Origin of the sequence: Actinomadura sp. NPDC048394, assembly GCF_040651755.1 — a bacterium.
GTDB classification, from domain to species: Bacteria; Actinomycetota; Actinomycetes; order Streptosporangiales; family Streptosporangiaceae; genus Spirillospora; species Spirillospora montaniterrae.
In genome coordinates this window covers 25,971-38,224 of record NZ_JBEZJL010000047.1, presented here as the reverse complement: position 1 = coordinate 38,224, position 12,254 = coordinate 25,971, and the positions used below count along the sequence as shown (strand labels likewise).

At 75.4% G+C, this 12,254-nt stretch carries 10 protein-coding genes; 7 read left to right on the top strand and 3 right to left on the bottom strand.

Annotated elements, in window-relative coordinates; all coding sequences use genetic code 11:
* From AB0C78_RS30695 to AB0C78_RS30675, 5 genes are read left to right on the top strand one after another with little or no spacing between them, the layout of a single operon-like run.
* The gene (locus AB0C78_RS30695; RefSeq protein WP_360754530.1) at window positions 1–945 is read left to right on the top strand and encodes a PP2C family serine/threonine-protein phosphatase; all 945 of its coding nucleotides are present in this window, start codon (window positions 1–3) and stop codon (window positions 943–945) included.
* Complete coding sequence (locus AB0C78_RS30690; RefSeq protein WP_360754527.1) at window positions 945–2,408, top strand: VWA domain-containing protein; 1,464 nt, start codon at window positions 945–947, stop codon at window positions 2,406–2,408. The genes AB0C78_RS30695 and AB0C78_RS30690 overlap by 1 nt, the downstream gene beginning before the upstream one ends.
* A 5-nt stretch (window positions 2,409–2,413) precedes the next feature.
* Window positions 2,414–3,130, top strand: a complete 717-nt coding sequence (locus AB0C78_RS30685; RefSeq protein WP_360754524.1) for an FHA domain-containing protein — start codon at window positions 2,414–2,416, stop codon at window positions 3,128–3,130.
* The gene (locus AB0C78_RS30680; protein WP_360754521.1) at window positions 3,127–4,662 is read left to right on the top strand and encodes a hypothetical protein; all 1,536 of its coding nucleotides are present in this window, start codon (window positions 3,127–3,129) and stop codon (window positions 4,660–4,662) included. Before AB0C78_RS30685 ends, AB0C78_RS30680 begins: the two co-directional genes overlap by 4 nt.
* Before the next feature lie 17 nt (window positions 4,663–4,679).
* Window positions 4,680–5,522 carry a glutamate ABC transporter substrate-binding protein gene (locus AB0C78_RS30675; RefSeq protein ID WP_360754518.1) on the top strand — a complete coding sequence of 281 codons (843 nt, stop codon included), beginning with the start codon at window positions 4,680–4,682 and terminating at the stop codon, window positions 5,520–5,522.
* A gap of 22 nt (window positions 5,523–5,544) precedes the next feature.
* On the opposite strand, the gene AB0C78_RS30670 is transcribed toward AB0C78_RS30675, so the two are convergent.
* On the bottom strand, window positions 5,545–5,895 hold the full coding sequence (locus AB0C78_RS30670) for an STAS domain-containing protein (RefSeq protein WP_151546572.1): 351 nt from the start codon (window positions 5,893–5,895) through the stop codon (window positions 5,545–5,547).
* Between the two features lie 456 nt (window positions 5,896–6,351).
* Here AB0C78_RS30670 and AB0C78_RS30665 point away from each other — a divergent pair, with 456 nt between their 5' ends.
* Window positions 6,352–7,029 (top strand): lysophospholipid acyltransferase family protein, encoded by a 678-nt coding sequence (locus AB0C78_RS30665; RefSeq protein WP_360754632.1) that lies wholly within the window; start codon window positions 6,352–6,354, stop codon window positions 7,027–7,029.
* 24 nt (window positions 7,030–7,053) lie between these two features.
* Here the strand turns inward: AB0C78_RS30665 and AB0C78_RS30660 are convergent, their stop codons facing one another.
* Both AB0C78_RS30660 and AB0C78_RS30655 read right to left on the bottom strand, forming a co-directional pair.
* Window positions 7,054–7,617 carry a hypothetical protein gene (locus AB0C78_RS30660; protein ID WP_360754515.1) on the bottom strand — a complete coding sequence of 188 codons (564 nt, stop codon included), beginning with the start codon at window positions 7,615–7,617 and terminating at the stop codon, window positions 7,054–7,056.
* A gap of 145 nt (window positions 7,618–7,762) precedes the next feature.
* On the bottom strand, window positions 7,763–8,815 hold the full coding sequence (locus AB0C78_RS30655) for a DUF4267 domain-containing protein (protein ID WP_360754512.1): 1,053 nt from the start codon (window positions 8,813–8,815) through the stop codon (window positions 7,763–7,765).
* A 137-nt stretch (window positions 8,816–8,952) separates the two neighbouring features.
* Between AB0C78_RS30655 and AB0C78_RS30650 the strand changes: the two genes are divergently transcribed.
* The gene (locus AB0C78_RS30650; RefSeq protein WP_360754510.1) at window positions 8,953–12,195 is read left to right on the top strand and encodes a BTAD domain-containing putative transcriptional regulator; all 3,243 of its coding nucleotides are present in this window, start codon (window positions 8,953–8,955) and stop codon (window positions 12,193–12,195) included.
* Window positions 12,196–12,254: the final 59 nt, after the last annotated feature.

Sequence of the window (12,254 nt, the reverse complement as noted above, 5' to 3'; positions counted from 1 at the left end):
ATGAACGGGGACCGGAACGCGGGCGCGCACGGCGGCGCCGCCTGCCGCGACTGCGGGAGCTGGGCCGTCACGGCGGACGGGTTCTGCGAGGCGTGCGGGTTGCGGCAGCCGGGCGCGGACGAGCACGCCGAGGCGCACCTGGTGGTGGACGGGCGGCCCGCGCTCGGCGCCGGCATCAGCGATCCGGGGCTGCGCCGCGTCCACAACGAGGACGCGTTCGCGCTGGCGCGGCTGCCGGACGGCGCGTGCGGGGTGGTCTGCGACGGCGTCGCGACGGCGCCGGGGTCGCGGGAGGCGGCGCGGGCGGCGGCGCAGACGGCGTCGGCGGTGCTGCTGGACCGGATCGCGGCGGGCGCCGGGCCGGGAGAGGCGATCCGGGAGGCCGCGGGACGGGCGGGCGAGGCGGTCGCGGCGCTCGCCGACGGCGACGGCGGGCCCGGCCCGGCGTGCACGTTCGTCTCGGCGGTGGTGGCGGCGGGGCGGGTCACGGTCGGCTGGCTGGGCGACAGCCGCGCCTACTGGCTGTCGGCGGGCGAGTCGTACCCGCTGACCACGGACGACTCGTGGGCGGTGCAGGCGGTCGCGCGGGGCGAGCTGACCGCGGCCGCGGCGTGGGCGGACCGCCGCGCGCACATGCTGACGGCGTGGATGGGCGCGGAGGCGGGCGCGTTCGAGGCGCATCTCGCCGCGTACGAGCCGGACGGCCCGGGGCTCGTGCTGATCTGCAGCGACGGGCTCTGGAACGATCTTCCGGACGCGGCGGCGCTGGCGTCGGTCGCGCTCGGCGGGGCGAGCGGTACCGGCGGGGAGGCGGCCGGGGAGGCGGGGCCGCTGGGGGCGGCGCGGCGCCTCGTGCGGGCGGCGCTGGACGCGGGGGGACACGACAACGTGACGGTGGTGGTCATCGAGTTCCCGCCGCCCGACCCGACGAGGGAGCCCGGCTGATGAGCGAACGTCCCGAGTTCACGATCCGCGTGGACCAGAACCCCTACCTCCCGGCGGGCGGGCGGGAGATGCACGCCATCGTCACCGTCGAGGCCCGCTCGGACGGCGTCGACGACGGCCCGCCCGCCGAGGGCGGCGCCGCGGAGATCATCATCATCGACACGTCCGGGTCGATGTCGTACGGCGGCAAGATGGCCGCGGCGCGGCGCGCGGCGAAGGCGGCGGTCGGGGTGCTGCGCGACGGGGTGCGGTTCGCGGTCGTCGCGGGCGCGAACCGGCCGCGGATGATCTACCCGCAGGGGGAGCGGCTGGTCGAGGCGAGCGCGTCGACGCGGCGCAGCGCGGCGAACGCGGTCGGCCGGCTGGAGGCGGCGGGCGGCACCGCGATCGGGTCGTGGCTGCGGCTCGCGGACCGGCTGTTCGAGGGCCAGGACGGCGCGGTGAAGCACGCGATCCTGCTGACCGACGGCAAGAACCAGCACGAGAGCGCCGAGGAGCTGGACGCGGCGCTGCGGCACTGCTCCGGGCACTTCCTGTGCGACGCGCGCGGCGTCGGCACCGACTGGGAGGTCGCCGAGCTCCGCAAGATCACCTCGGCGCTGCTGGGCGGGTTCCTCGACGTCCCCGACCCGAAGGACCTGGAGGCCGACTTCCTCGCGATGACGCGGTCCGCGATGAGCAAGCACGTCGCGGACGTGGCGCTGCGCGTGTGGACGCCGCAGCACGCGGAGCTGCGGTTCCTCAAGCAGATGGTGCCGACCGTGGACGACCTGACCGCCAAGCGGGCGGAGTCGGGCGCGCAGACCGCCGACTTCCCGCTCGGCGCGTGGGGCAGCGAGAACCGCGAGTACCACCTGTGCGTGGAGGTCCCGCCGGGCGACATCGGGCGGCAGATGCGGGCCGCGTGGGTGAAGCTGATCGCGCCGGGCTCGGGCGGCGAGGCGGAGCGGGAGCTGGCGTCCGGGAACGTCCTCGCCGAGTGGACCGACGACGAGGCCCGCTCGACGCGGATCAACGGGCGCGTCGCGCACCACACCGGGCAGTCGGAGCTGGCGGACGCGATCCAGGAGGGGCTGGAGGCCCGGCGGGACGGCGACGAGGACACCGCGACGGCCCGGCTCGGCCGCGCCGTGGTGCTGGCCCGCGAGGTCGGCAACGAGCAGATCGCGGGGCTGCTCGACAAGGTGGTGGACGTCATCGACCCGGCGACGGGCACCGTCCGGCTGAAGGCGGACGTGGCGAAGGCCGACGAGATGTCGCTCGACACCCGTTCGGTGCGGACCGTCCGGACCGCCCGCACCCGCAAGAACGACCTGCCCCCGGCCGCCCCCGCGCCGCCTGCCGACACCCCGGCCGCGCCGCCGCAGGACGCGCCCCCCGCCGCGCCGCAGGACACGCCCCCGGCGCAGGACGCGCCGCCCGACGGGCCGCCGGGCACGCCGCCGGACGAGGCCGGGAGCTGAGGTCCATGCCGGTCTGCGCGAACGGGCACGTGTCCGCCGCCGACGACTACTGCGACGTGTGCGGCGACCTCATGGAGGGGGCGCCGCGCGCGGAGTACACCATGGTCGAGCACGGCGCCGTCTCGATCGCCGAGCCCGCCGCGCCGGGCGCCGCCCCAAGCCCGGCGCAGGAGGAGCCGCCGCCCGAGGCCTGCCCCGACTGCGACACCCCCCGCAGCGGCCGGTTCTGCGAGAACTGCGGCTACGACTTCGCGACGGGCACCGCGCAGGCCGGCGAGGAGCCCGCACCCGCGCCGGACGCCCCGGCTCGCTGGTCCGCGGTGATCACCGCCGACCGCGAGTACTACGCCTCGGTGATCGCGCAGGAGGGCCCCGACTCGGGGTCCCTGGAGTTCCCGCCGTACTGCCCGGAGCGCCGCGTCCCGCTGCTCGGCGAGCAGATCAGGATCGGCCGCCGCAGCGCGTCCCGCGCGACCGTCCCGGAGATCGACCTCGGCGGCCCGCCCGAGGACCCCGGCGTCTCGCACCTGCACGCGGTGCTGCTCGCCCGGCCCGAGGGCGGCTGGCTGCTCGTCGACCCCGGCTCCACCAACGGGACGACGGTGAACGGCGGCGCCGACCCGATCGCCGTGAACACGCCGGTCCCCCTCGGCGACGGCGACCGCGTCCACGTCGGCGCCTGGACGACCATCACGCTGTCCCTTCAGGAGGGCTCCCCATGACGATGACGCCCGCGCAGCCGGCGGCGCCGCCCGGGGCCCGCCCGCCCGGCGCGCCCGCGCCCGCCCCCGGTTCGGACGCCGTGCCCGCCGCTCCCCCGGCGCGCCGCGGCCGGCTGGCCACGTTCGCGCGCGGCCGCTGGCTCCGCACGATCCCCGGCCGGATCCGCGCGCACGTCGCGCTCGTCCTCGCCGCGCTCGTCGCGCTGCTCGCCGTGCTGACGGTCGCGGTCGGGAACGCGCGCGACTCCGTCCAGACGATCGGGCACGACGCGGGCCCGCAGGTCGTCGCGACCAGCACGCTGTACTTCGCGCTCAGCGACATGGACGCGCAGGTCTCCAACATCCTGCTGATCGGCCGCCAGCACGACCTCGGCAGCGGCTACGACCGGATGATCGGCGCCTACGAGCAGCGCCGCGCGGACGCCGACGCCGCCGCCGTGCAGGCCGCGCAGCTCGCCGGGCGCGACCCGGCGCTGCGGCAGACCGTCCAGGACGTCCTCGACGGCCTCGGCCGGTACGAGCGGCTCGTCGGGTCGGCGATGCAGCTGAACCAGCAGGCCGACCATCCGGCGGGGGAGCCGCCGAAGGAGGTCGTCGACGCCTACCGGCAGGCGACGGACCTGATGAAGCTGGAGCTGCTGCCGAAGGCGTACAACATCACGCTCGACACCGGCGCGCACGTCCGGCAGGCGTACGAGTCGAAGCGGACGGCGGTGCTGGCGGGCCGCGACTGGGTGATCGTCGCCGGGGCGGCGGCGCTGCTGCTGCTCGTCGCGACGCAGCTGTACCTGGCGCGGACGTTCCGGCGCCTGCTGAACCCGGCGCTCGTCCTGGCGACGCTCGGGACCGTCGCGCTCACCGCCGCCGGCGCGGGCCTGCTCTCGGCGCAGGCGGGGCACATCAGGAAGGCGAAGGAGGACGGCTTCGACTCCGTCCTGTCGCTGTCGCGGGCGCGGTCGGTCAGCCACAGCGCGTTCGCGGACGAGAGCCGCTACCTCCTCGACCCCGGCCGCGCCGACACCTACGAGCAGACCTACCTCGACAAGTCCCTCTCGGTGGTCTATCCGGACATCGGCGACAAGCCGCTGAACCTGGAGAACTACTACGCGGGCCTGGAGCAGAAGGTCGGGCCGTACCGTCCGCACAAGGGCGCGGCGCCGTTCCTCGGCTTCTTCGCGGACGAGGCCGCCGCGGTGCGCAACGCCCGCGAGGCCGACGCCGTGCAGCGGACGCTGCGCGCGTACATCGTCGTCCAGCGCGACGACCAGAAGATGCGGTCGCTCGCGGCGTCCGGCGACCGCAACGGCGCGATCACGATGCGGATGGGGCGCCAGTCCGGCGCGATCCACGACTTCGACGCCTACGACGCCGCGCTCGGCTCGCTGATCGCCGTGCACCAGGACGCGTTCACCAAGCAGATCAAGGACGCGGACGGCGGGCTGCGCGGCTGGAAGGCCGTCCCGCCGGCCGCCGCCGTCATCGCCCTGCTGATCGTCGCGGGGGTCCGTCCCCGGCTGGCCGAGTTCCGCTGACCGGAGGAGACCGACCCATGCGCGCCACCCGTGCCCGTTCGTTCCGTGCTGCTGCCCTGGCCTTCGCCGTAATGTCCGCCGCCGGGACGCTGTCGGCGTGCGGGCTCGGCGGCGCGGACCAGCCGACCATCGCCCACAAGCACACGCTGACCATCGGGGTGAAGGAGGACCAGCCGAGCCTCGGCGTGAAGGAGAAGAACGGGACGTACCAGGGCTTCGACGTGGACGTCGCCACCTACATCGCGGGGAGGCTCGGCGTGCCGAAGGACCGGATCACCTGGCGGACGACGAACTCCTCGGTCCGCGAGAAGGCCCTCGCCGACGGCACCGTCGACATGATCGTCGCGACGTACTCGATCACCGCCAAGCGCAAGCGGGTCGTCACGTTCGCGGGGCCCTACTACGTCGCGCACCAGGACACGCTGGTCGCGCCGGGCAACACGGCGATCCACGCCGTCCGGGACCTGAAGGGCCGCAAGATCTGCGCGGTGACCGGGTCGAACTCGTGGCGGCGGGTGATCGAGGAACGCAAGATCGCCGCGGTGCCGGTGCAGGCGCCGACGTACGGCGCCTGCATGGACGACCTCGCCGCCGGGAAGCTGGACGCGGTGTCGACCGACGACCTGATCCTCGCCGGGTTCGCGGCCGGTCGCCCCGGCAAGATCATCAACGCGCCGTTCACCGACGAGAAGTACGGGGTCGGGCTGAAGAAGGGCGACCTGGAGGGCTGCGAGCAGATCAACCGGGCCATCACCGCGATGTACCAGGACGGCACGGCGGCGCGGCTGCTGACCAAGTGGTTCGGCAAGTCCGGGCTCAAGCTCACGACGAGCGTCCCGCAGTTCGAGGGCTGCAGCTGAGGCGCTGGTCGGGCCTTCGCGGTCAGGCCGTGGTGGACGGCAGCGCGCCGATCGCCTCCCGCAGCGTGTCGTAGATCGGGACGAACTTGTCGATCCCGGTGATGCGGAAGACGCGCTGCACGCGCGGCGGCAGCGCCACCAGCGCGACGGTGCCGCCGTGCTGCCCGGCGCGCCGGTTCGCCGCGACGATCGCGTTCAGGCCGGTCGAGTCGCAGAACGTGACCTGCCGCATGTCGACGACCATGGGCTCGCCCGCGTCCACCACCTCGAACAGGGCCTCCTCGAAGCGCGCCCGGGAGACCACGTCGATGTCGCCCTGCACCCGGACGAGGGTGCAGCGTTCGTCCTTCATCAGGCTGATGTCGAAGTCCATGGCCACCTCTCGCCCCGGCTCCACGGGCATCCTGGTTCCACGCACCTGGTGACCCACCTCAGGTGACTCCTCAGGATTGCGCACCCGTGCCCGCAATCCAAGCACTTCCAGGGATAAGGACCGGGTCGCCCTCCCGCGTCCCGGACCGTAACACCCGGCCCCGCCCGGGCCGCGCGGGGCCGGTGCCCGCGTTCCCCGGCGTGCCGCCACCGGCGCCCCGAATAACTTACTCCAGAGGAACTTACCGGATGGTAGGAAATGGTTTCACGATTGCCGCACCTCCCCAATGTGACCGAAGTCCCACCCCGGGATCAAGGCCCCCAATAGTCTGCCGGCGCCCCCCGTGACCAGCGGTTGAACCATTTCTTACCTCCCGTCCGCCCGGAAAAGCAGGTGCTGACCCGGGGACGGATCGGCGCAGAGGTTACAGTGGCGGTGCGAATGACAGGAGGCTGGGTGTTCTACACGTTCATGACGCGAGTGGTGCGTCCGATCCTCTGGCTGCTATTCCGCCCGAGGGTGATCGGCGGGGAGAACGTGCCCGCCTACGGGCCGCTCATCGTGGCCAGCAACCACCTGTCGTTCATCGACAGCTTCATCATCCCCCTCGCCGTCCCGCGGCCGGTGACCTACATCGCCAAGGCCGACTACTTCGTCGGCGGCGGCCTCAAGCGCGGCTTCGTCCGCTGGTTCCTCACGAACCTCGGCCACGTCCCGGTCAAGCGCGGCGCCCGCCGCGCCGCCATGGGCGCCCTGGAGCAGGCCGGCGACGTCCTCGCCAACAGCGGCGCCTTCGCGATCTACCCCGAGGGCACCCGCTCCCCGGACGGCCGCCTCTACCGCGGCCGCACCGGCGTCGGCTGGCTCGTCCTCGCCTCCGGCGCCCGCGTGCTGCCCGTCGCGCTGGAGGGCACCGAGAAGATCCAGCCGATCGGGGCGTCCAAGCCGCGCGTCTTCGGCCCCCGCCCCACCGTCCGCATCGGCCCGCCGATGGACTTCTCCCACTACCGCGACCTGCCGCCCGCCAAGGCCCGCCGCGCCATCACCGACGAGATCGTCGAGACCATCCAGAAGATGTCGGGCCAGGAGTACGCCCCCATCTACAACGAGCGAGCCGACGAAGAACAGAAGTAGCGCCGCGGGGCGCGCTCGGGCGGGTCAGCCGCCTAGGTTGGGGGACTTCTCCTGGATGTTCGCGCCCGCCTGGTTCTTGGCGTCGGACTTCAGGCCGTCCACCGCCGAGCCCACCGAGCCGATCTCCGACGGGTCGAGCTGCCCCGACTTGAACTTGCCGGCCAGCGACCCGAACATCCCCGCCACCTTCTCCGCCGGGACCTTCAAGGCCTTGCAGAGCTTCGGGTCCGCGCCGATGAGCTTGCGCGCGGCGTTGATCCGGTTGGCGGCGAACAGCCCGGCCGCGGCGGCCTTCGCGAACGCCTTCGTCCGGCCGTCCGCGCCCTGCTTGAAGCTGCCCGCCTGGTACGGCTTCCAGATGTAGCGGTGGAAGGCGCCGAACGCGAGGCCGGCGTCCGCGGCGAACCGCGTCTTCGCGAAGTGCTTCGTCGTCTCGGTCGGGCAGGACGACGGCGACGCGGCGGGCGAGCTCGCCGCCGCGCCCCGCCCCGCGGCGACGTTGTCGGCGCTCTTGCCGCCTCCGCCGCACCCGGACGCGGCGACCAGCGTCAGCAGCAGGACGGGCAGCACCAGAACTCTGCGGAACATTCTCTTCTTCCCCCGGCATGTGCTCATGCGCCCGGTCCCGGACGCCGCCCCGGGCCCTACCCAAAGATCACGGATAGTCACAGAGTGAACGCGGACGGTGGCGCGGGCGTGCCGCGCCACTGTCGCGATCGGAGCGTCCGCCAGGTCAGCGGCGGCGGGCGGCGCGCAGGAGCAGCAGGCCCGAGGCGAGCACCGCCGCGGCGGTCGCCCCGTGGACGCCGAACGCCGTCGCCTTGGAGCCGTGGTGGGCGAGGACCGTCACCATGTCGCCGGCCGCGATCGTCGAGAACGCGCACATCACCAGGCCGAGCGCCTCGCGCTGCCCGCGCGCCAGCAGCGCGAGGACGGCGAGGCCGGTGCCGAGGTCCCGGACGCCCTTGATGTTCAGCCAGGCGGTGGCGTCGCCGGACGGCACGGACGGCAGCCCGAACCCGGCCCCGGTGCCCGCCGGGTCGAGGATGTACGAGAGCCCGACGTAGCCGATGCCGGCGCCGGTGAGCAGGGCGATGGCGGTGCCGGTGCGGGACGTGCGGACGTCCTCGCGTAGGCGCCGCATCCGGGCGGCGTGGTGGCGCTCGCCGTAGAGCCGCCAGAACGCGCGGGCCGGGGCGGGCAGCCCGGAGAGGAACTCGGCGCGCTCGTCCGGCGTCGCGTCCTCCAGGACGACGCCGAGGAGCGTGAGGATCTTCGTCTTGGGGGTGTGCTGGACGAAGTGGTCGCCCTGGGCGTTCCACTCGTCCTCGGTGAGGTGGCGCTCGGCGAGCGGCAGCAGGTTCGCCTCCTCGTCGTCGAGGTGCTCGGCGAGGACGGCGCGGTGCTTGGTGAGGGCGGCGACCAGGGCGTCGCGGCCGGCCGCGTCCGCCGACCGCGCCCAGGGTCCGGCGAGGTCGTGCAGGCGGGCGATGGTCGCGGCGACCTTCTCGTGCTGGGCCTCCATCCGCAGGACGATGTCGGCGTCGAGGTCCACGCGGGACAGCAGCAGCGGCCAGATCAGCTCGTCCTCGCCGTGGTGGTGGTTGTGCAGGCCGAGCAGGTAGTCGCCGAGGTGCGCGGTGAGGGCGCGGGCGCGGCGGCGGTCGCCGGGGCGGGTCGCGCCGATCAGTTCGGTGAGCAGGCGCGCCTCGCGGCGCATGCCGCGGTGGATGACGATCATGGAGCGGGTGAAGGTGAGGGCGGTGCGGGCGGTGTCGGTGTTCATGCCGCCAACGCTGCCCGGGCCGTCTTGGAGCCGTCTTGGAGCGCGTCTTGGAGCCCGGCTTGGAACCGCGGTCGGCACCCGGCTCGGAGCCTGGCTCGGCACCCGGCTCGGGGGCCGGTGGCTACGATCTGTCCGGGATGGTGCGGATTCGGGTGCTCGGGGCCTTCGAGGCCGAGGTGGCGGGGGTGCGCGCGGCGCTGGGCGGGCCGCGGCAGCGGGCCGTGCTGGCGCTGCTGGTCGCCGCGCGCGGCGAGGTCGTGCCCGTCGACCGCATGATCGAGGACCTGTGGCGCGGCGAGCCGCCGGCGCAGGCCGTCACGTCCCTGCAGGCCTACGTCTCCAACCTGCGCAAGCTGCTGGAGCCCGATCGTCCGCCGCGGGCCCCGGCCCGCGTGCTGGTGTCCGCCGCGCCCGGCTACGCGCTGCGGCTGCCCGACGAGGCGGTGGACGCCTGGCGTTTCGCCGCGCTCGCCCGGGACCCGGAGCGGGCGGCGGAGGCTCTGGCCTTGTGGCGCGGCCCGGCGTTCGCCGAGTTCGCCGACGAGGAGTGGGCGCGGGCGGAGATCGGCCACCTGAACGAGCTGCGCCTGGCCGCGCGGGAGCGGCACGTCGCGGCCCTGCTGCGCGCGAGCGACGCCGCTGCGGCCGTGCCGGAGGCGGAGCTCCTCACCCGCGACGAGCCGCTCCGCGAGGAGGGCTGGCGGCTGCTGGCGCTGGCGCTGTGGGGGGCGGGGCGCCAGGCCGACGCGCTCGCCGCGCTCCGCGAGGTCCGCGGGCTGCTCGCCGACGAGCTGGGCCTCGACCCGAGCCCGGCGCTCGCCGACTTGGAGACGGCGATCCTCCAGCAGCGCACCGGGGCGTTCGACCTCCCCGCCCCCGCGCCCATCCCGGTCCCTGAGCCCGTTCCCAGGCCGGCCCCTGAGCCCGCGCCTGACGGGCCCGCCTTCCTGGGCCGCGACGACGAGCTCGCCGCGCTGACCGGCCTCGCGGCCGAAGGCGGCGTGCGCGTCGCGCTCGTCACCGGCGAGGCCGGGCTCGGCAAGACCGCGCTGCTCACCCGGCTCGCGGGCGTGCTGGAGCGGGAGGGGCGGCTCGTCGTGACGGGCCGCTGCCCGGAGAGCGAGAGCGCGCCGCCCGCGTGGGCGTGGACGGAGGCCCTCACCGCGCTGGACCGGCACGTCCCGGCGCCCGCCGAGGCGGCGCCGCTGCTGCGGGACGCGTCCGCCGCCGAACCCCGCGACACCACCGCCGGGCGCTTCCGCCTGCACCGGGCCGTCTGGGCGTGGCTGAACGAGGCGGCCCGGCGGCGCCCGCTGGCGGTCATGCTCGACGACCTGCACTGGGCCGACGCCGAGACCCTCGCCCTGCTGGCCGCCGTGTCCGGCGACGCGCCGCTGCTCGTGGTCGCCGCGTTCCGCGCGGACGAGGTCGGGACGCGCCTCACCGAGACCCTCGCGGTGCTGGCCCGCCGGTCGCCGCTGCGGCTGCCGCTCAGCGGGCTGCCGGAGCCGGCGGTCGCCCGGCTCATCGCCGCCGAGTGCGGCGCCGATGTGGACGAGGCGACGGTCTCGGCCCTCGCCGAGCGCACCGGCGGCAACCCCTTCTACGTGCGGGAGAGCGCCCGGCTGCTGAGCAGCGAGGGCGCGCTCGTGGCGACGTCGGAGGTCCCCGAGGGGGTGCGGGACGTGCTGCGCCGCCGCCTCGCCCGCCTGCCGGAGCCCGCCGTCGCGGTCCTGCGGCTGGCCGCGCTCGCCGGCCGCGAGGCCGACGTGGACGCGCTCGTCCTGGCCGCCGACGCCGGCGAGGACGCGGTGCTGGACGCGCTCGACGCCGGTCTCGTCGCGGGCCTGCTCACCGAGCGGGCCCCGGGCCGGGTCCGGTTCGCGCACGCGCTCGTCCAGGACACGATGGTCGCCGACCTCAGCGCGCTGCGCCGCACCCGCATGCACGCCCGGCTCGGCGCCGCGCTGGAGCGGCTGGCCCCCGACGACGCGCCGGCGCTGGCCTACCACTTCCACCGGGCCGCGTCCGCCGCGACGGCCGCGAAGGCCGTCGAGTACGCCGTCCGGGCCGCCGACCTCGCCGAACGCCGGTACGCGCACGAGACCGCCGTCGAGCTGCTCACCCAGGCGCTGGAGTCGTTCGAGCGGCTGCCGGGCCGGGACGCCGCGGACCGCGTCGACCTCCTGGGCCGCCTGCTCCGCGCCCAAGCGCGCGCAGGCGCCGTCCAGGACGCCCGCGCCACCCGGCGGCGCGCCGTCGACCTCGCCGAGGAGGCCGGGAGCGACGACCTGCTGCTCGCGGCGTTCACCGCGTGGACCGAGCCGGCGCCCTGGCAGCTCCGCCCGTACGGGGCCGTCGACGACCACCTGGTCGGCCTGCTCTCCCGGCTCTTGGACCGCGACGATCTCGCGCCGGACGTCCGGTGCCGCCTCCTCGACGCCTACGCCGCCGAGCTGGCGGGCACGGGGGACGCGCGGGGACGGGCCGCCGCCGAGGAGGCCGTCGAGATCGCGCGGAACCTCGGCGACCCGAAGCTGCGCGTGCTGACGCTGTTCACGCTCGGCCGCGAGCGCGACTACCGCGGGCACGACGACCGCGAGACCCGCCGCCAGGTGGCGCAGGCCCGCGAGCTGCGCGCCCTCGGCACCGAGCACGACATGCCCGCGGCGCTGTGGTCGGGCACGTTCACCCTCGCCGCCGCCGCCGTCTGGGAGGAGCGCCCGGACGAGGTGCGCGCCCGGATCGCCGAGGCCGCGGAGCTGGCCCGCCGCTACCGGATGCCCGAGGCGAGCGTCGTCTGCGAGATCGCCGGGGCCGCGCTCGCCCTCGCCGAGGGCCGGACGGACGACGCGGAGCGCCGCTACGCCGCCGCGACGAGGGCCATGGCGGCCCAGGGGTCACTGCACACCATCGGGTTCGACCTGGTCGCGCGCGCGACGCTGGCGGTGTCGCGCGGCACGCTGGCCGCGTTCGCCGACGACGCCGGGACGCTCCCGCCCGACGTGTCGTCGCTCGCCGCCGACGTCCTCGCCGCCGCGCACGCCGCCGCCGGCCGGTTCGCCGAAGCACGCCGCCTCCACGCGTCCGCCCCGCCGATCCAGCCCGACTACCTCTTCACGATGTTCTGCACGTTCCGCGCCATGACCGTCGTCGCGCTCGGCGACGAGCGGGGCGCCGCGGAGCTGTACGAGGCGCTGCTGCCGCACCGGGACGGCCCGCCCGCCGGGCTGGAGAGCCTGGCGGTCGCGCTGCCGCCGCCCGCCCGCACCCTCGCCGATCTCGCCCGCCTCGCCGGCGCGGACCCGGCCCCGCACGAGCGGCGCGCCGCCGAGATCGCGGCCCTGTGGAATGCCCCGCATTGGGGGTCCACGGGCTGATTCCCGCCCGCTTGGGGTGCTCCTGCCGCCCGCACAGCGTGTCGGCCGGGTGATGCGCG

Excerpts from the sequence above, each read along its gene's own strand:
- AB0C78_RS30695 (WP_360754530.1), top strand. The coding sequence starts at position 1 with ATGAACGGGGACCGGAACGCGGGCGCGCACGGCGGCGCCGCCTGCCGC.
- AB0C78_RS30690 (WP_360754527.1), top strand. The coding sequence starts at position 945 with ATGAGCGAACGTCCCGAGTTCACGATCCGCGTGGACCAGAACCCCTAC.
- AB0C78_RS30685 (WP_360754524.1), top strand. The coding sequence starts at position 2,414 with ATGCCGGTCTGCGCGAACGGGCACGTGTCCGCCGCCGACGACTACTGC.
- AB0C78_RS30680 (WP_360754521.1), top strand. The coding sequence starts at position 3,127 with ATGACGATGACGCCCGCGCAGCCGGCGGCGCCGCCCGGGGCCCGCCCG.
- AB0C78_RS30675 (WP_360754518.1), top strand. The coding sequence starts at position 4,680 with ATGCGCGCCACCCGTGCCCGTTCGTTCCGTGCTGCTGCCCTGGCCTTC.
- AB0C78_RS30670 (WP_151546572.1), bottom strand. The coding sequence starts at position 5,895 with ATGGACTTCGACATCAGCCTGATGAAGGACGAACGCTGCACCCTCGTC.
- AB0C78_RS30660 (WP_360754515.1), bottom strand. The coding sequence starts at position 7,617 with ATGTTCCGCAGAGTTCTGGTGCTGCCCGTCCTGCTGCTGACGCTGGTC.
- AB0C78_RS30655 (WP_360754512.1), bottom strand. The coding sequence starts at position 8,815 with ATGAACACCGACACCGCCCGCACCGCCCTCACCTTCACCCGCTCCATG.
- AB0C78_RS30650 (WP_360754510.1), top strand. The coding sequence starts at position 8,953 with ATGGTGCGGATTCGGGTGCTCGGGGCCTTCGAGGCCGAGGTGGCGGGG.